This is a genomic window from Nonomuraea wenchangensis, assembly GCF_900111685.1.
GTDB lineage: Bacteria > Actinomycetota > Actinomycetes > Streptosporangiales > Streptosporangiaceae > Nonomuraea > Nonomuraea wenchangensis.
Genome location: NZ_FOHX01000028.1, coordinates 88033 through 105788 on the forward strand (window position 1 = coordinate 88033; position 17756 = coordinate 105788).

At 70.9% G+C, this 17756-nt stretch carries 18 protein-coding genes and 3 pseudogenes; 9 read left to right on the forward strand and 12 right to left on the reverse strand.

The window, feature by feature from the left end:
- Positions 1-122: 122 nt before the first annotated feature.
- Positions 123-1052 (reverse strand): NADP-dependent oxidoreductase, encoded by a 930-nt coding sequence (locus tag BMW85_RS46695; protein WP_218156244.1) that lies wholly within the window; start codon positions 1050-1052, stop codon positions 123-125.
- 139 nt (positions 1053-1191) lie between these two features.
- On the opposite strand from BMW85_RS46695, the gene BMW85_RS46700 reads away from it, so the two are divergent.
- Complete coding sequence (locus BMW85_RS46700) at positions 1192-2286, forward strand: GlxA family transcriptional regulator (RefSeq protein ID WP_091094209.1); 1095 nt, start codon at positions 1192-1194, stop codon at positions 2284-2286.
- Here BMW85_RS46700 and BMW85_RS52745 read toward each other — a convergent pair.
- A pseudogene (locus tag BMW85_RS52745) lies at positions 2257-2364 on the reverse strand (IS5/IS1182 family transposase); the annotation flags it as partial. The gene BMW85_RS46700 and the pseudogene BMW85_RS52745 overlap by 30 nt on opposite strands.
- A 151-nt stretch (positions 2365-2515) precedes the next feature.
- Positions 2516-5251 (reverse strand): helix-turn-helix transcriptional regulator, encoded by a 2736-nt coding sequence (locus BMW85_RS46705; protein WP_091094210.1) that lies wholly within the window; start codon positions 5249-5251, stop codon positions 2516-2518.
- Between the two features lie 308 nt (positions 5252-5559).
- Here BMW85_RS46705 and BMW85_RS46710 point away from each other — a divergent pair, with 308 nt between their 5' ends.
- From BMW85_RS46710 to BMW85_RS46735, 6 genes are all read left to right on the forward strand, one after another.
- Entirely contained in the window at positions 5560-6612 is a 1053-nt protein-coding gene (locus tag BMW85_RS46710; protein WP_091094211.1) for an MBL fold metallo-hydrolase, read from the forward strand.
- Between the two features lie 53 nt (positions 6613-6665).
- The gene (locus BMW85_RS46715; RefSeq protein WP_091094212.1) at positions 6666-7280 is read left to right on the forward strand and encodes a hypothetical protein; all 615 of its coding nucleotides are present in this window, start codon (positions 6666-6668) and stop codon (positions 7278-7280) included.
- A complete protein-coding gene (locus BMW85_RS46720) occupies positions 7232-7759 on the forward strand; it encodes a hypothetical protein (protein ID WP_091094213.1) in 528 nt (175 codons plus the stop codon). The genes BMW85_RS46715 and BMW85_RS46720 overlap by 49 nt, the downstream gene beginning before the upstream one ends.
- 102 nt (positions 7760-7861) lie before the next feature.
- Positions 7862-8821, forward strand: a complete 960-nt coding sequence (locus tag BMW85_RS46725) for an MBL fold metallo-hydrolase (protein ID WP_218156238.1) — start codon at positions 7862-7864, stop codon at positions 8819-8821.
- Positions 8822-8842: 21 nt separating this feature from the next.
- A complete protein-coding gene (locus BMW85_RS46730; RefSeq protein ID WP_091094214.1) occupies positions 8843-10333 on the forward strand; it encodes a carboxylesterase/lipase family protein in 1491 nt (496 codons plus the stop codon).
- 8 nt (positions 10334-10341) lie between these two features.
- Positions 10342-10725 (forward strand): RidA family protein, encoded by a 384-nt coding sequence (locus BMW85_RS46735; protein WP_091094215.1) that lies wholly within the window; start codon positions 10342-10344, stop codon positions 10723-10725.
- Positions 10726-10942: 217 nt separating this feature from the next.
- On the opposite strand, the gene BMW85_RS46740 is transcribed toward BMW85_RS46735, so the two are convergent.
- The 8 genes and pseudogenes from BMW85_RS46740 to BMW85_RS46775 form a co-directional block, all read right to left on the reverse strand.
- The gene (locus tag BMW85_RS46740) at positions 10943-11452 is read right to left on the reverse strand and encodes a DinB family protein (protein WP_177241248.1); all 510 of its coding nucleotides are present in this window, start codon (positions 11450-11452) and stop codon (positions 10943-10945) included.
- Positions 11449-11946, reverse strand: coding sequence for an SRPBCC family protein (locus BMW85_RS46745; RefSeq protein WP_177241249.1), 498 nt, complete (start codon positions 11944-11946; stop codon positions 11449-11451). Before BMW85_RS46745 ends, BMW85_RS46740 begins: the two co-directional genes overlap by 4 nt.
- Before the next feature lie 146 nt (positions 11947-12092).
- Positions 12093-12329: a hypothetical protein gene (locus BMW85_RS46750; RefSeq protein WP_218156239.1), complete on the reverse strand. Its 237-nt coding sequence runs from the start codon at positions 12327-12329 to the stop codon at positions 12093-12095.
- Between the two features lie 146 nt (positions 12330-12475).
- Positions 12476-13153 carry an alpha/beta fold hydrolase gene (locus BMW85_RS46755; protein WP_091094218.1) on the reverse strand — a complete coding sequence of 226 codons (678 nt, stop codon included), beginning with the start codon at positions 13151-13153 and terminating at the stop codon, positions 12476-12478.
- Between the two features lie 28 nt (positions 13154-13181).
- A complete protein-coding gene (locus tag BMW85_RS46760; protein WP_091094219.1) occupies positions 13182-13703 on the reverse strand; it encodes a pyridoxamine 5'-phosphate oxidase family protein in 522 nt (173 codons plus the stop codon).
- 45 nt (positions 13704-13748) lie between these two features.
- Positions 13749-14768 (reverse strand): RNA polymerase subunit sigma-70, encoded by a 1020-nt coding sequence (locus BMW85_RS46765; RefSeq protein ID WP_245775479.1) that lies wholly within the window; start codon positions 14766-14768, stop codon positions 13749-13751.
- A gap of 144 nt (positions 14769-14912) precedes the next feature.
- Positions 14913-15431 (reverse strand): pyridoxamine 5'-phosphate oxidase family protein, encoded by a 519-nt coding sequence (locus BMW85_RS46770; RefSeq protein WP_091094220.1) that lies wholly within the window; start codon positions 15429-15431, stop codon positions 14913-14915.
- 38 nt (positions 15432-15469) lie between these two features.
- Positions 15470-16122 (reverse strand): annotated as a pseudogene (locus BMW85_RS46775) (DUF899 domain-containing protein).
- 95 nt (positions 16123-16217) lie between these two features.
- Between BMW85_RS46775 and BMW85_RS46780 the strand changes: the two are divergent.
- Complete coding sequence (locus BMW85_RS46780) at positions 16218-16700, forward strand: winged helix-turn-helix transcriptional regulator (RefSeq protein ID WP_091094221.1); 483 nt, start codon at positions 16218-16220, stop codon at positions 16698-16700.
- A 377-nt stretch (positions 16701-17077) separates the two neighbouring features.
- Here BMW85_RS46780 and BMW85_RS46790 read toward each other — a convergent pair whose 3' ends face one another.
- Positions 17078-17500 carry a MerR family transcriptional regulator gene (locus BMW85_RS46790; protein ID WP_091094230.1) on the reverse strand — a complete coding sequence of 141 codons (423 nt, stop codon included), beginning with the start codon at positions 17498-17500 and terminating at the stop codon, positions 17078-17080.
- 59 nt (positions 17501-17559) lie between these two features.
- Between BMW85_RS46790 and BMW85_RS46795 the strand changes: the two are divergent.
- Positions 17560-17756: pseudogene (locus BMW85_RS46795) on the forward strand (short-chain dehydrogenase); the annotation flags it as partial.

The window sequence follows — 17756 nt, forward strand, 5'->3', positions numbered from 1 at the left end:
CGTCCGCTGCCGCAGAACGGCGGGCACCGTGTGATTCCACCTCTTCACTTTACTTTACAGTACAGTCCAATTGTGGGATGAAGGTGCCGTCCACGCCGTCGCAGCGCCGGAGCCATCCCGCCTTAGCGCACGGTGATGACCAGCTTGCCCGTGGTGCGGCCCGTCTCCCCCAGAACGTGGGCCCGGGCGCCTTCGGCGAGGGGGAAGGTGGCGGAGACGTGGGCGCGGAGCCTGCCCCGGTCGACGAGGTCGGCGATGGCACGCATCCCGGCCTGGTCATGCTCGACGATCAGGGTGACGGCGCGGACCTGTGCCTTCTCGGCCGCGGCTCGGGTGTCCTCGGCGCCCGGCACCAGGGAGATGAGGACGCCGCCGGGGCGGAGCACACCCACGGAACGGGTGGCGATCTCCCCGCCGAGGGCGTCGAGGACAACGTCGTAGCGCTCCTCGGCGTCGGTGAAGTCCTCGGAGCGGTGGTCAATGCAGGCATCCGCGCCGAGCTCGCGCAGGAAGGCATGCTTGGGGGCGCTCGCCGTCCCGGTGACATGAGCCCGGCGTTCCTTGGCGATCTGTACGGCAAGGTGACCGACACCGCCGGCCGCGGCGTGGATCAGCACCCGCTGGCCGGCCCGCAGGCCTGCGGTCTCCACGAGGGCCTGCCAGGCGGTGAGCGCGGCCAGCGGCAGAGCGGCAGCCTGGATGTGGTCGATCCCGGCGGGCTTGGCGACGAAGGCGCGGGTGGGACCGGTCACGTACTCGGCGTGGGAGCCGGCCCCATGCGGGTAGGGCAGCATGCCGAACACCTCGTCACCAGGCTGGAAGAGGGTGACGCCCAGGCCGGTCTCCACCACGGTGCCGGAGACGTCCCAACCGAGGATCAGCGGCGGGGGCGGCAGGAAAATACTCAGGGCGCGGTGCTTGACGTCCGTGGGGTTGAGTCCGGCCGCGTGCACGGCGACGAGGATCTCCCCGGGGCCGGGCGCGGGCCGCGGAAGCTCGGCCAACCGCAGAACCTCAGGGCCGCCAAGGGCCGCCTGGCGCAGGGCGAGCATCACAGGGGCGCCGTGCGGGGCAGCGGGGCCCGGGGAGCTGAGGTCGTCAGAAGTGTCCGTAGGAGTCATGCCTCGATCCTGGCCTTGAGGTCTGGCCCGGGGCGATGGCCAGAAAGTCAGCCTCCGATACATTCCTGCCATGTCCATCGACCCTGCCACCCACCGCGTTCCCCGCGCCCGCCCCGCGCCCGCCGCGCCCTCCCGGGCCCATGACCTCGCTGACCGCGCGGCCGAACTCGACCCGGCCCCGCGGCCCGGCGCACACAAGGTCGTCGTCCTCGCCCTCGACGGTGTCTACCCCTTCGAACTCGGCATCCCGCACCGGGTCCTGGGATCCGCCGACGGCCGCTACGAGGTGTTGTGCGCGAGCGTGGACGGGCGACCCGTACGTACCGACGCGGACCTGACCGTCACCCCCGGGCACGGTCCCGAGGTGCTGGCCGAGGCGGACACCGTGATCATCCCTCCGTACGCGATCTCCCCTGCCTCGGCCGCCGCCCCGGACCCGCAGGCCCTCGCCGCCCTGTCCCGCATCCGCCCCGGCACCCGCCTGGTGTCCATCTGCACCGGCGCCTTCCTGCTGGCCGCCGCCGGTCTCCTGGACGGACGCCGAGCCACCACCCACTGGGAGCTCACCGACATCTTCCAGGAACTGTTCCCCAGGGTCGAGCTGGATGCCGGCGTGCTCTTCGTCGACCACGGTGACGTACTGACCTCCGCGGGGGCGGCCAGCGGTGTCGACATCTGCCTGCACCTGGTGCGCCAGGACCACGGCAGCGAGGTGGCCAACCAGGTCGCCCGCCGCTGCGTCGTGCCGCCGTACCGGGACGGCGGGCAGGCGCAGTACATCGAGCGGCCGCTGCCGCCGGCGAGCGAAACCGGCACAGGACCGACCCGCGACTGGGCGCTGCAGCGGCTGGAAGTGCCGCTGTCGCTGGAGGAGTTGGCCGCGCACGCGGCGATGAGCACCCGCACCTTCGCCCGACGCTTCCGGCAGGAGACCGGTCTGAGCCCCGGCCGCTGGCTGACCCAGCAGCGGCTACGGCGGGCGCGACACCTGCTGGAGTCCAGCGACCTGCCGGTGGAACGGGTCGCCCATGAGGTCGGCTTCGCCACCGCCACCTCGCTGCGGCGGCACCTGGCAGCCGAGACGGGGGTCGCCCCATCGGCGTACCGGCGCACCTTCCGCGTCTCGGATCCGGCCGGTGCGCTCGGCCGGCCAGCGGCGTGGTAGTGGGGTGAATCCCCTGGTGGCGGGGTTGCGCGTGACGACTTCGACGTCGATCCCGAGGCTGGCGGCGCCGTCGATGACGGTGGTGCGAGGGCGCCTGCGCGGCGTCCGGGGCGCCAGGTGGTCAGCACGGGCTCGATGAGGGCCAACCGGGCGTCGGAGTTGCTGGAGGACAACGGTACGCGACCCTTGCGGCTGAGCATAGGCAGCAGCATTCCGGTCCACGCATGTGTCAGACCGGATTGCGGCCCTGGCCGCCGACCCTCGACAGGGCGCCTTCGACCACGTCGCGGAGTTGTGCGCGGGCGGTGATGCCCAGTTTGGGGAACACCCGGTAGAGGTGGGAGCCGACCGTGCGCGGCGAGAGGTACATTCTCTCTCCGATCTCACGGTTCGTCAGGCCACGGGCCGCGAGCTGGACGATCTGCTGCTGCTGGGGACTGAGCTCAGTGAGAGCGCCGGGCGCCACACTGTCGGCGGCCTCGATGCCGGCGGCGCGCAGTTCCGCCTTCGCCCGCTCCATCCATGGCCGAGCGCCGAGCCGCTGGAAGGTGTCGAGTGCCATGGTCAGCAGCGGGCGGGCCTCGGCGATGCGACGCTGCCGCCTGAGCCACTCACCGTAGTCCAGCCGTGTCTGTGCCCGCTCGAACGGCCATTGCTCCCCCGCATCGTCCGCCAGGGCCGCCTGGAAGTACGGTTCCGCGTGGTCCCGTTCGGCGAGCAGGGCGCGGCCTCGGTCGAGCAGTGCGGTGATCCGTACCGACATGCCGGTACCCAGGCGCCACGCCGATCGCTCCAGCAGGTTGGCGGCGTCCTCCCGCCGCCCCAGGCGGACGGCCGCCGCGGCGAGTTCGGCCAGGACGGTGTAGGAGACGTGATAGTGAACCGGATCGCCGTCGCCGGTGAAGGTGGAGCGGAACTGCGCGTACGCGGTGTCGTAGTCGCCCTCGGCCACGGCCGCCAGGCCCAGGGCCCGGCGTGCGAAGACCACGATGGAGCGGCTCTCCAGCGGGTCGACGAGGGCCAGCGCCCGCTCGGCACCGTGTCGCGCGTCGCCGGTCTCGCCGAGCAGCGCGAGCGCCGTCGCGTCGAGCGCGTACGCGCATGCCTCGGCGTGGTCCAGCCCGGCCGCTGAGGCCACCGCCGAGATGTCGGCGGCTACCGAACGGGCCTCGGTCCATCGGCCCTGATCCAGGTAGGTCCAGCCGACGGCGGAGCCCAGGCCGTCCGGCAGCGAGCCGCGGGCCTGCCACCGGTCGTACGCCTCGTCGAAGGTCCTGGCGGCCAGGCCGGTCTGGTCCAGGATCCACGCCACGACGGCGAGCGCGGTCAGACTGCCGGCGTCGTCCCTGGCCTCGGCGATGAGTCCGGGCAGCACCGGAGCCAGGGAGGCTCCCGCGCCGTTGGGGTCGGAGACGGCCTGCACCCAGGCGCGCAAGGGACCTCTGGCGGCGAGGTCCGGCACGGCGGAGAGTAGGCTTTCGATCCGTTGCCGCTGTGGCTCCTCGCCCGAGTAATAGCGGACCACCGCGGCCGCGGCGAGCGCGTCCAGCACGCGGGGCGAGTGAACGGCCGCCGCCTCCTCGGCGACGCGGGTCAGCAGGGCGAAGGCCGCCGCATGAGGCCGGCGCAGGGACCTGAGCCGCCCGGTGGCCAGAGCGGCACTGCTGATCAGTGACGGCTCGTCACTGTGCTCGCGGACCTCGGCGGCCAGCCGTTCCACCCAGCCGAGCTGACCGGTGAGGACGGCCAGGTCGGCGGCCTCGGTCAGCAGCCGCGCCTGGTCCGCGAGGCGGGGGCTCAGCTCCGCCGCGCGTTCCAGAGCTGCGGCGGCGGCCGCGTAGCCGCCCCGGCGCCGCGCCCGGCCGGCCGTCTGCCGCAGGGCGGCCGACACCTCCTCGTCGGGACGCGTGGTCGCGGCGGCGAGGTGCCAGGCCCGGCGGTCGGGCTCCTCGCTCAGCTCCGCGAGAGCGAGATGCGCTTGCCTGCGTCCCTCGAAGGAGGCGGCATGGTAGATGGCCGAGCGGATGAGCGGGTGGCGGAAGGAGATCCAAGGGCCGTCCTGGCGTACGAGACCGGCTCGCTCCGCGGGTTCCCACGCCTTGTCGCCGGCGTCGGGGAGCCCGCGAGAGGCCGTGGCCGCGTCCGTCGCGTCAGCGGCCGCGAGCAGCAGAAGGGGGCGACGGGTCGCCTCCGGCAGGAATCGCGCCTGCTCAACGAAGATCCGCTCCAGTCGATCGGTGACGGGCAGCGGACCCGCCACGCTGCCGCCGCCTGAAGGCCGGGTCGCGGCGGCGCGGGCGAGTTCGACCAGGGCCAGCGGGTTGCCGGCCGACTCCTGCAGGATCCGTACCCGGGTTCGGCCGGTGGGCGGCGCCGGCTGCCGGTCGAGCAGGCGATTCGCCGCCCCTCCGCTCAGCGGGCCGATCTCCAGGCGCTCGAATCCCTTGTCGAACCCGGGCACCGCAGCCTCGGCGCGTGCACCCAGCAGCAGCGTGACGGGTTCGCCGTCCATGCGCCTGGCCACGAAGGAGAGAACGTCCAGCGATGCCCGGTCGATCCACTGGGCGTCGTCGACCACCACGAGCAGCGGCGCCGGCTCCGCCAGGTCCGACAGCAAGGTGAGAACGGCCGATCCGGTGAGCACGCCGTCTGGGGCCTCGGTGTCCTGCTCCAGGCCCAGGACGGTCCGGAGCGGGGAGCGCTGCCACGGCGGCAGGCTGTCGAGCTCGGCGAGCACCGGGCGGAGCAGTTGGTGGAGACCCGCGAATCCCAGATGGGCCTCAGACTCGCTGCCGGCCGCTCGCAGCACCCGTCCGCCCTCGCGCCGCGCGTGACCGGCCGCGAAGTCGAGCAGCATGCTCTTGCCGGCACCGGGGTCGCCCGTGAGGATCAGGACTCCGCCGCGGGACCGGTCCGCGGCGATCCACCGCATGATTTCCGCGGTCTCGGTCTCCCGGCCCACCATCGGCAGATCAAGATCGTCTGCCGAGCTCTTCCTCCGGGCCCTTCTACCGTTTTCCACGAACGCTCCAGAGATGTGCTCGAATGATCGCGCGGGGTCGCCAACGCGTGCGGCGTACGGGATATTCCGCCGCCCGATGCCCCTGCCAGCGGTGGTTCTTCAGTCGAGTGACTGATACCGGCCCGCGCCCGTATTGCGGACGATGGTGAGCATCCGGCCGCGACCATCAGAAAGCGGCCTGTCACGGTCCTGGTGTTCCTTGCTCGCGAGGACACGCAGGACGTGACCAGTGATTCCATCGGAGTGCGGAAATGAACAGCGACAATACTTCACGTTCCCTGAGCCGGCGCGGCTTCGTCGGAGCCGCGGCGGGCATCGGCGCCGCCGGGCTGCTGGGAGGCGCGCCGGGCCGGCCGGCCACCGCCTCCGCCTCCGCCGCCGCCTTCGAGAGCCGGACCCGCGTCGAGACGATCGAGCTGGGCAAGGTCAGCGTCACTCGTGTCATGGAGTACTGCGGACCCGTCGGCATGACCTCACGCCAGTTCTTCCCCGGAAGTCCGAAGGAACTGTGGGAGGAGAACGAGGACTGGCTGAGCCCGGACTTCTGGGAGCCGGGCACCGACATGGTCCACTCCGCTCTGCAGACCTGGGTCCTGCGCAGCGGGGGCCGGACGATCCTGATCGACACCGGTGCCGGGAACGACAAGTTCCGTCCGTACGCCAAGCAGTGGCAGTACATGGACACGGGCTTCCTGCGCCGTCTGTCCCGCGCGGGAGTCAGGCCGGAGGACGTCGACGTCGTTGTCAACACCCACCTGCACAACGACCACGTCGGCTGGAACACCCGGCGCGAGGGCCGTGACTGGGTGCCCACCTTCCCCAACGCCACCTATCTGATCCCGAAGATCGAATTCGACTTCTGGAACCCCGCGGGCCCTGTGCGGCCGAAGTACTGGCTTGGTAACCAGAACGTCTGGGAGGACAGTGTGCTCCCGGTGCATGAGGCGGGCCTGGTGAAGCTGTGGGAGGGCTCGTACACCCTTGACTCCGGCCTGAAGCTGGACCTCGCCGCCGGACATACTCCCGGCTCATCCGTGATCCGGCTGGAGTCGGGAAACGACAGAGCGGTCTTCATCGGCGACCTGCTTCACACCCCGCTGCAGCTCGAACACCCCGAGTTCAACAGTTGCTTCGAGGAGGACGAGAAGCGGGCGCTCGCGACCCGGCGCCGCGAACTGGAGTGGGCCGCCGATCACAAGGCCCTCATCCTGCCCGCGCATCTTCCCGGCCACGGCGCCGCAGAGGTGGCGCGCAGCGGCGGCAATTTCCGGATCAAGGAGTGGGCGGGGTTCAGCCGTAGCTGACCCGGCCGTCGGAGGACCTCTGTTCGCTCACGGAAGGATGTACGGAGACCGTCATGCGGGCAAGAAAGACGGCGTTGCTGTGGGAGCGCTTCGCCGCCGTCGACCCCGGGCTGATGCGGCTGGCCTCCGCGATGCGCGCCGTCATCACGCTGGGGCCAGGGGCTCCGGTGTCCCTCGTGGCCCTGGCCGCAGGAGCCGTGCTGAGGCCGTACCCGGTCACGGCCGCAATCGTGTTCCTGCTGCTCATCTGCCTCGCCGTCCGCGCCCGCCGGTACGGCGCCAGAGGGCGGGGCGTGGGCGTCTTCGGTTTCATGGGCTTCTTCCTGGCGCAGTTCGCCGGGGCACGAGCGAGCGAGCTGCCGGCGATGGGTGGGGCTGTAGTCGTCGCGTTCTGTGCCGTCGTGGTCGTTTCCTACGGCACGGGATTCTTGACGTCGTCCTGTGTTCTCGCCCGCCTGCGGCGCACCTTCAACGCGCGACTGCGCGACGTCCTGCGAGACACGGCCGTCCTGCTCAGCACCGCGCAGGACACCGGCACGCTGAGCCTGTCGCTGGAGCGCCGTCTGGACCGACTCCACGCGGCTGCGCGCTGGGAGTCGCCTGCGGCATCCTCGCCACCGTGGTCGTGGCGCCCCTCACGGTCCGCCGGGCCGGCGACGAGGAACTAGTCCGCTTCCTGCCGGCCCTCAGCCGTCTGCTGGACGCGGCGACGCGGAGCCCGAGCACCGGCACCACGACGAGCCTGCTACGCGCGTCCCATGATCTCGACCGGGCGCTGGAGTCCTTCCGCAAAGCCTGTCTGCCGCTCACCCACCCGTTCAATCCCCAGCGCGGCCGTCGTGATCGAGCTCGCCACCTGCTGGAACGGCTGGAAGCCTGTGCCTACCACGCCCGGAACCAGGCCGTCGTGGCCGGGCGCCTCCCGCAGGACGACGAGTACGCCACCCGGGTCACCGCGGCGGCCGACCGCACGCAGGGGAGGGTGACGCGCCTGATCCGCCTCGCGCGACGCCGGCGCTCGCACGAGCCTTTGACCCGCCGGCGCCGCCTGCTGAGCGGGTCGGCACACCGCGTTGTGCCCAGATGCAGTCAGATGACTCATACCGCTGTCCACCACGGCCGGCGCACCATGGATGAGCAGGCGTGACCCCCTGAGGACGGGGACGCCTCCGCCGGTCACAGCACCACCGGCACACCGCCCCGCAGGAACGCGGCACCCCCTGAACCCGTCATGAGCGGCCGCTCAGCCATGCCCGCGGCCGAGCGCGCGGAACCGATCGAACTGGAGACAATCGTGGACGCCATCACCCTGGGTGATGTCACGCTGACCCGTGTCCGGGAGTACTTCGGCCCTGTTGACATGACGCCTGAGGCGTTCTTCCCGAAGAGCCCGGCGCAAGCGTGGGAGGCCCACCGTTCCTGGCTGGCGCCGCACTTCCTGAACGCCGAGACCCGGATCGTCAACTCGGCGATCCAGACCTGGGTGCTGCGCAGCGAGGGGAGAACCATCCTGGTCGACACCGGCGTCGGCAACCACAAGGATCGCCCGTACGCACCCGTGTGGAACCGGTTGGACACCGCCTTCCTGGACAATCTCGCCCGCGCCGGGGTCCGTCCTGAAGACGTCGACATCGTGATCAACACGCACCTGCACATCGACCACGTCGGCTGGAACACCTACCTTGATGGCCGGACCTGGGTGCCGACGTTCCCCAACGCCACCTATCTCATGTCCAGGACGGACTTCGACTTCTGGAACCCTGCCAACGAGCACAAGCCCATGCTGGGCCGCGGTAACCAGAATGTCTTCGAGGACAGCGTCGCCCCGGTACACGAGGCCGGCCAGACCCAGCTCTGGGAGGGCGACCACCGCATCGACGGCAATCTGCGCCTCGACCTCGCCCCTGGCCACACGCCGGGCTCGTCGGTGCTGTCGCTGGAGTCCGGGCCGGACCGGGCGCTGTTCGTCGGCGACCTGCTGCACAGCCCGCTCCAGATCCACGAACCTGATTCCAACAGCTGCTTCTGCGAGGACCCTGCCGAAGCCCGCGCCACCCGCCACAAGCTCCTGGGCTGGGCGGTCGACAACAACGCCCTCGTCATTCCCGCGCACCTGGGCGGCCATGGTGCCGCTGAAGTCATCCGCGAGGGGGGCAAGTTCGCGATCAAGGGCTGGGCGCCCTTCGCCCCGTACACCGAGCAGTTCTGAGCCCCCGGGAAAGGTACAACCGTGAACCTCCGCCCTGACCCCGTCGTCGCCACCGCCCAGGGAGCCGTCCGTGGTCTGCGCCAAGGCGCGGCCCTCACCTTCCTGAACATCCCCTATGCCGCCCCACCTCGCGGCGCCGGCCGTTTCGCGCCGCCGCGGCCGCACGAGCCGTGGGAGGGCGTGCGGGATGCCACGGCGCCGGGTCCCAATGCGCCGCAGTCCGAACGCAAGCTCGGCAGCGTGGATATGTCCCCCTATTTCGGCGCCGGTTGGAGCCGCGGGGAGGACTATCTCACGGTCAACATCTTCGCGCCCGCCGCGGGCGGTGACGAACTGCCGGTCATGGTGTTCGTCCACGGCGGCGGATTCGTCGCCGGCTCGACACGATCCACAATGTACGACGGCTCCGCGTTCGCCCGCGACGGCGTCGTCCTGGTCACTCTCAACTACCGGCTCGGCATCGCCGGGTTCCTCGACATCCCCGGCGCGCCCGCCAACCGCGGCCTGCTCGACGTGGTCGCCGCGCTGCGCTGGGTCCAGGAGAACATCGCAGCCTTCGGCGGCGACCCGCACAACGTCACCCTCTTCGGCCAGTCGGCCGGGGCGACCATCGTCGGCGGCGTCCTGGCCACCTCCGATGCCGCGGGCCTGTTCCACCGGGCGATCGTGCAGAGCGGCAGCGGCCTGGGCGCGTTCAGCACCAAGCAGGCCGCCCGCGTCACCAAGGCGGCGGCCGAGGCCCTGGGCATTGAGCCCCACGCCGGCGCGTTCGCCGACGTCTCCGACGAACGCCTGGTCGAGGCCGCCTCCCGGCTCGCGGGCATCGATCTGCGGACCGACACCCACCGCGACCCGCTGATCGGACTCAGCCCGTTCAGCCTGGTCCTCGACACACAACCCGCCGCGTCCGTCGCCGTCGGCTTGAGCGCCGACGTCGACCTGCTCGTCGGCACCAACACCGAAGAGGGGAACCTCTACCTGGTCCCGGTGGGCAAGTACGCCACCTCGACCGCCGCCGACGTCGACGAGGCGGCGGCGCGCTCGCACCCGGATCCAGCACGGCTCGTCGAGGCATACCGCGAGTCGCGCCCCGAGGCGTCCTTCGCGGAACTGCGCTCCGCCATCATGGGCGACGCCCTGTTCGGCGCGGGCAGCCGCGCTCTGGCCGGCGCACACGCCGCCCATCCCGGGTCCGTCACCTACGCCTACGAGTTCGCCTGGCGCTCCCAGGCCCTGGACGGAGAGCTCGGCGCCACCCACGCGGTCGAGCTGCCCTTCGTCTTCGACCTCGCGGACCGGCCCGACCTGCACGGCCCCAACGCCCTGCTCGGTCCCGGCACGGCTCCCGCGGGCCTCGCCGCCCGCGTACACGAGACCTGGATCCGGTTCGCCAGGACCGGCGACCCCGGCTGGGATCCGTACGACGCCGAACGCGAAGCGACCATGCGCATCGACACCGAGTGGACCCAGATCGACGGCCCTCGCACCCGCGAACGCCACGTCTGGAGTTGAGGAACATCATGACCAGAACCGTCATCAGCACCGAGGACGCCCCCATCCCGGGGGCCCCGCTGTCCCAGGGCATCCGCAAGGGCCCCATCCTTCAGGTCTCCGGGCAACTCCCCTTCGACCCGGACACCGGCGAGATCGCCGGCGCCACGGTCGCCGACCAGACCGCGCAGACCCTGCGCAACGTCGATGCCGTGCTCAAGGCGGCCGGCGCGGGCTGGGAGGACGTCGTCATGCTGCGCGTGCACCTCACAGGGCCCGCCCATCTGGCCGAGATGAACCAGGCGTACGCGGCGGCTGTCGGCGCGCCCTTCCCCGCCCGCACCACCGTGTACATGCGGCTCCCGCCGGGACTGCTCGTCGAGATCGACGCCCTGGCCGTGCTGGACGACTGATCACCATGGCCGGTCATCTGACACGGGCGTGCGCCGCCCTGAGGGTCGCGCCGGCGCACCTGCCCGACGCTCTGTGCGTACTGGCCGGACGACCGGCGCCTCCTCCTGGGCCCCATCCCGTACGCCGTATCCACGAGCGGGTCCTTCAGGCGGTGGGGTCGGCGCCCCCTCGCCGCCGCGGCCTGAAGAACCCGACGCACCTCACCCGGTCACAGAACTATCCGGCGTAGGGGTTGCCGCCGAGCCAAGTGGTGCCGTCGATCAGTTCGCGCACCGCGTCCAAGTGGCCGCTGTGGCAGGCGACTTCGGTGAGCACGTGGATCAGGATGTGCCGCACGTCAGGCAGCTGCCAGGTCGGCCAGATCTCCACGGGCCAGGCGGCGGGCTCCTGTTCGGGCGCGGCGGCGGCGAGCACGGCGTCTGCACGCGCGATGGCCGCCCGGTAGTCGGCGAAGACCTCGTCGATGGTCGTCCCCTCGGGTACGTACCAGTGCGCCTCCGCGCCTGCCGCGAGCTGTCCGGCCACATCCTGTTCGCCCGCGATCACCCCGGGGAACCAGAAGCGTTCGACATCCAGGGTGAGGTGGCGCAGCAATGCCAGGCAGCTCCAGCCGCTGGGCAGCACCGGCCGCCGCAGATCCTCCTCCGAGAGCCCTTCCAGGACCCCGAGGACATGCTCGCGCTGACGGTCCAGGGCTCCCTTGAGGGCGTCGAGTTCGGCGTTCACCGGGCGGCGCACAGTTCGGCGAGGCGTTCCAGGGTGCTCGCCATCTGCGTCTGCCACCAGGCGCGCCCGCTGTCCACTTCCGCGCGTTTGTCCTCCGGCATGCGCGAACCGTCGAAGGTCTCGGTCACGACCGTCGCCCCGGCTCCGTCCGGGAGCAGATCGAAGATCCACCGGTGGCCCCACGCGGCCCCGGGCGCGGTGGCGTCCGGGTGCCCGCGACCGGGCCTCGGCTCCCAGCCGAGGCGACGGTCCGGCTCGTACTCGACGACGTGGTTGTTCATCTCATAGTCGCCGTATCGCTCATAATGCATCCGCATCACGAAGACGTCCCCGACGCCCGAGACCACGGCGTCGGAGACGCCCCCGCGCAGCATCCCCGAGCCGTCGAGGTCCGGGTGCCGTCCGGGGTCGGCCAGGATCCGGAAGATCTCCTCCGCCGGGGCCCCGATGCGCCGGGACACCACCACCACGGGCTCGCCTGTCGTACTCGTCATCCGCATACCTCCGTCAACCGCAGAGCATGAACCCGACTCCGGCCCGGACGCTACACCGGGGGTACGACAACGCCTCGCCGAGGACATTCCACATGCCGTCGGTTGGCGATCAAGGCCTGACCCAGCCACGCGGCGAACCTATGAGGTCACAGCACCAGCTCCTCGTCGGCCCGCAGCCATCCCCCGGCCGCCGGCCGGCGCACCCGGCCGTGGAGGATCTCCAGGCCCGCGCGGCGTGCCAGGTCCGCCCCGCGGCCGGTAGCCCCGAACTCCACCACCGTGTCCCAGGCGCGGCGCAGGTCCTCCACCGCGTCCTTCGGTTCGGGATCGAGCAGTGCGCGCTTGCTCTCCAGGAGCTCGACGGCGGCCTCGACGACTTGCACAGAAGGACTGACCAGGACAGACAGCCCTGTACCGGGGTCGCATGGGCGGCCTGCCGGGTAACAGCAGGCCGCCGAGGAGCGCTGCCAGCGCGAGTGTCAGAAGTCTTCTCACGATCGGGGTGAATCCATCAGGCTCTGAAGAAGCGTCAGTAGTCGGTCAGGTAGGCCGTCAGCCGGTCAGCAAGGGCTTGCGGGCGGCTGAGAGCGACGTTGTGCCCTCCGTCGATCTCGTCCGGCACGATGCCCAGTCGTTCACGGACGACGCGGCGCAGGAACGTGGCCGGCAGGAACCGATCGTCGCGGCACAGCAGGAAAGCGGTCGGTGTGGACGGCCACTTGGCCAGCGGCCACGGATCGGCGAAGGGCGTGGCGGACTGGTCGCGGACATTCCGCCGTGCCTCGGCCGCGAGGTGGGGTGGGACATCGTGGAAGAACAGCGCGGTCTCGTCGTCCGGGGCGCGGCCGTCACGCTCGTCCTGCTCGCGCCGGGCCGCCTCCCAGCCGGTGCTCGTCCACCACGTACCCGGGGGCTCGCCCGGAGCGGGCACCATGCCGGCCAGCAGGACGAGTCGCCTGACGGGAACGCGTTCACAGACGAGCGGCGCGGTGAAGCCGCCGAAGGAGTGCGCGACGACGATCACATCGGTACGCACGCCGACGGCCTTGATCACCGTGTCCGCGTAGTCGTCCAGCGTGGCCGAGTCGTCGTCGCAGGGCAGATCGGGGGTGACGACGTCATGGCCACGGGCACCGAGCTCATCGGCCGTCGGGCGCCAGTAGCGGGAGTCGGCCGCGGCACCGGGAATCAGCACGAAGGTGGTCATGCGAAACCTCCACAGGAGACGGACACGTTCACGAACGGCCGCGGTGTTCGAATTCCTCGACGCTGACGCCTCCCGGCAGGCGCGAGGTGAAGTCCAGGACGCCGACCCACGTGGGGCGCACGGCGATGCGGGCCATCCGCGTCCCAGGATGATCAACCGCCGCCACGTTGGCGGCGCCTTGCTCGGGCCCGGCGTAACGGTGCTGGGCCAGCACGTACTCCGGTACGATCCCGTCGACGTCGGTGACCTCCGCTCGCCCGCGGACGAGGAGCGTCTCGGGCGGCGTGGACGCCCTGTCGATGGTGATGGCGATGTCAGGCCTGGCACGAAGCGCCCCGATCTTCCGCGCCCCCGCGAACGTGGACATGACGATCTCGGCGCCGGTCCAGTGGAACAGCATGGGGAACACCCGTGGCGTGCCGTCGGCCGCGACGTAGGCCACCCGCGCCAGTTCGGTCGAGGCGAGCAGGCGCTGCGCGACCGGGCTGTTCAGCAGGCGGACATCGCCCTGCGGCAGGCTCATGACATCCGGATGGTCGTCGGTCATCATGCGAAGACTCCTCTCATGGTCGACCGCGCCCATCGCGGCCGACGCCTATTGAGACGGAGAAGGCTTCGAGAAGGGGGCACCGTCCGCGGGCCATACGGGGGGCAATCCGAAAGCGGCGAACAGCCTCGGCTCGAAGACGGTGATCTCGGCGATCTGCCCGTGCTCGATTCTCAGCACGTTGAGCGCCTGGGCGCGGTACTCGCGCTCGCCCGGCCTGCGGAGGTAGCCGGCCAGCGCGGGCTGAAGGTTCGCTCCCGTGATCACGCTGCGCCAATGTCCTCCGGACAAAGGCGAGCCGGGGCCGAAAGCCTGGGCGGCGAATGCCGCGACCGCGTCCCGGCCGGTGAACCAGTACGGCAGCGGCGGCATGGTCATCCGCACGTCATCGCTCAGCAACTTCGCGAAGGCGGTGGCGTCCGTCCTGTCATGGGCGTCCATGAAGCGTTGCAGCAGTTCGCGCTCGCTCACGGTCGGAGCCCTTGGGGGCGACCACCCGAGCCGCTGCCGCGGAAGCTGGGCACGCAGGATGGACCGTGCCCGCTTCAGGGCGCTCTTGACGGATTCGACGCTGCTGTCGAGTTGTGCGGCGGTCTCCTTGGCCGACCAGCCGAGTACGTCGCGCAGGATCAGTACCGCCCGCTGCCGGGGGGACAGATGCTGGATGGCGGCCAGAAACGCCAGTTCGATGGTCTCCCTGCCGATGACGGCGGCGTCCGGCTCCTCGGCACCGGACGCGCCGAAGGCCAGCAGGTGGTCCGGGTACGGCTGCAGCCAGGGAATCTCCGCCGGAGGTTCCTGACCTTCCACACGATCGCGCGTCAGGGGCCGGCGCCGTTGGCGATCGAGAAAGTCCAGGCAGGCGTTCGTGGCGATCCTGTAGAGCCACGCCCGTGCGGTGGACTGCCCTCGAAACGTCTCGCGGGCGCGCCAGGCCCGCAAGAACGTCTCCTGAGCCAGGTCCTGCGCCTCCTCGAGCGAGCCCAGCATCCGATAACAGTGCACCTGTATCTCGCGCTGGTGCCGCTCGACGAGCCGGTCGAACGCGTCCTCGTCATCGGCCGTCACAAGCGGAGGCACCCTTGACATCTCCCCAGACATTCGCGCAGGAAGGTCGCCTGCCGCATGCACATCGTTCGGTCGGGACAGAGTAGTACGGCACTCATGGGCCTGGCTGCGCCGGCGACTCGCCTCGTGACCGGCCGGCCGGCTTCAGAAGCGCCAGCGGGTCGCGGTCAGGCCGTCCGAGCCGTAGCCATAGGCCCGAAGCGGCGTGATCCTGTAGAAGCCGTACTCCGGGGAGCCGGGCAGGCCGTCGTCGTGGATGCGGCCGCCGCGCAGCGACAAGGACCATCCGTACTTTGTCAGGAAGGCGTCGGTCACCTCCTGCTGCCGCGCCGGGTCCAGGACGGGGACGGCCGTGCCTTCGAGGACGAGGTCGAGATCCGGGCCGGCGACGGTGAGGACGCAGTGGCCGCTGTGGGCGAGGTTCCTGCCTTTGCGAGAGCCGGGCCGGGTGGTGAAGCACACGCTCTCATCGGCCCAGACGGGCATCAGCGGCATGGCGTGCGGGCGTCCGTCGGGGCGTACGGTGGACAGCCAGGCTTTCGGCGCCCGCTGCAGGCAGGCCCGGGCCTGCGCCCAGGGTTTCACGGTCGTCGCGTCGGTGCTCATCGGTGTCGCGTCGGCGTCGCTGAACAGCAGTTCGGCGACGGGTGTCGGTGCGGGCATGGCGGAGGTCTCCCCTTCGGGTCGGTCGTGGGCCGGGGTCAGGAGCCGTACTCGTCATGCAGGCGCCACCACTGGTAGGGGGCGCTCTGCGGCCGGCCTTCAGGGGAGTCCTCCCACTGCTCCTGACGTCCGTACGGCGTCAGGTCGAGGAGGGTCCAGTTGCTGCCGAGCCGTTCGACGCCCCGGCCGGTGGTGGTGTAGGTGCGGTAGACGTCCTCGCCGTCGCGCAGGAAGACGTTCAGGGCGAAGCCGTCGCCCGCCCCCATGTCGTGGTTGAAGGCGCCGTCCGGGGCGGCGTACCAGGGATGTCCCAGCCCATGCGCCGCCGGTACGGCAGGATCTCGGCCAGCGGGCCGGTGGAGACCAGCGCCAGCGACACGTCGCGGGCGTGCAGGTGGGCCGGATGGCCGAGGTTGTCGACGAACATCGAGCAACCTGAGCAGAAGTCGCCGGCTCCGTGCCACATGAAGGAGTACACGATGAGCTGGCTGCGTCCTTCGAAGAGGCCCGGGAGGCTTGCGGTGCCGTCCGGGCCGTCGAAGCGGTAGGTCCTGCCCACGGGGACCATCGGCAGGCGGCGGCGTTCGGCGGCCAGGGCGTCCTGGGCGCGCGTGAGCCGCTTCTCCTTGTCCAGCAGCGCATCCCGTGCGCTGCGCCACTCCTGGTCGGAGACGATCGGGGGTCGGGTCATCCGGCACTCCTCGCGAGGCTTTCTTAAGGAAAGGGACTGCTCGCACCGTAGCCGATTAACTTCCTTGAGGGAAGTCAGTCGGCTACGCTGACCGCATGCAGCGCACCCGGTTCGACGACATGGCCTGCTCCATCGCCCGCACCCTGGACGTCATCGGCGAGCCCTGGTCCCCGCTGATCCTGCGGGACGTCTACGTCGGCATCGCCCGCTTCGACGAGCTCCAGCGCGACCTCGGCATCTCGAGCAAGGTGCTCAGCGAACGGCTGAAGTGGCTCATCGGCCACGACGTCCTGGAACGCCGCGAGTACTCCCGACGCCCGCCGCGCCACGAGTACGTCCTCACCCAGAAAGGCCGGGAGCTGTGCGACCTGCTGCTGGTGATGGCCCGCTGGGGCGACCGCTGGACGGCAGGGACGTCGGGGCCGCCCGTCCTGTACCGGCACCACGCCTGTGGCCAGATCGGCCATGTGGAACTGCACTGCTCGGTCTGCGGGCAGCCGATGCGCGCCACGGACGTCGACGTCCTGCCCGGCCCCGGTTCCGAGGAGAACATGCGTGCCGGTGCCGCTGGGGACTAGCGAGCCAGGAACCGCCCGACGCGCGGGTGCATGGCCCTTGGCCGGCAAGCAACCGGCTGCCAGTTCGTTCGCCACGCCGCGCCGTTCCTGCCCCAGCCGTACCGCAAACAGCACGTTGCAGGCTCTGGTCATCCACCCCGGAGCGGCGATGACCAACCTCCAGCAGCACGGCCGAAGGGACGGCCTGGCCCTCGCCGTACGCGGCGATCAGCCCCCACGTGCGGTCGGGCCGGTTCATCGGCCCAGCCGGACGCGACCAGACCTCCGGCACCCCCCAAACCCGCCAAACTCCCCAAGGGCACAGAGTGCGCGACGCGTCCGACACAAGCCCAGGTCAAGCACCCGACCCGCAGGCTGGGGAACCCTGTCGGTACCCCTCACCGCAAAGTCATGGGCGGCGCCGCGGGCCGGCCTGCTTGCGTGGCGACGTCCCGGTCCGCGATGTACGTGCAGCCGCTGGCCGGGCTTCCCGTCGAGGCGATGACCGCGTCGAGGCGGTCACGGGTACGGGTCAACCCGGCGATCTGGGCGTCGATGCGGTCGCGTTCGGCGAACAGCCGGGCCCGGGACTCCGGAGTGCTGACCTTGGCCTCGACGCAGGGCAGCAGCTCGGCGATGGTCCGGCTGGACAGGCCGGCCGCGTAGAGCATCTGGATCAGGTCGACCCGGTCGACCACCGACTCGGGATAGTGGCGCTGCCCGGAGCCGCTCCGGTTCGCCTTCAGCAGCCCCTGCTCCTCGTAGTAGCGCAGGGCCCGCACGCTGACGCCCGTCCGCGCCGCCAGATCGCCGATCCGCACCGTGACCTCCATCACAACACTTGCCTCTGACGTCAACGTCAGGTTCTAGCGTAGGCGGCATGCAGATCAACGGAGCACATGTGCTGGTCACCGGCGCCAACCGCGGCCTGGGACGGCAGTTCGTCCTGTCCCTCATGGAGCGCGGCGCCGGCAAGGTGTACGCCACCGCCCGCCGCCCGGACCTCATCGACGTACCGGGGGCCGTCCCGCTGCGCCTCGACATCACCGATCCGGCATCGGTCGCCGCCGCCGCGGC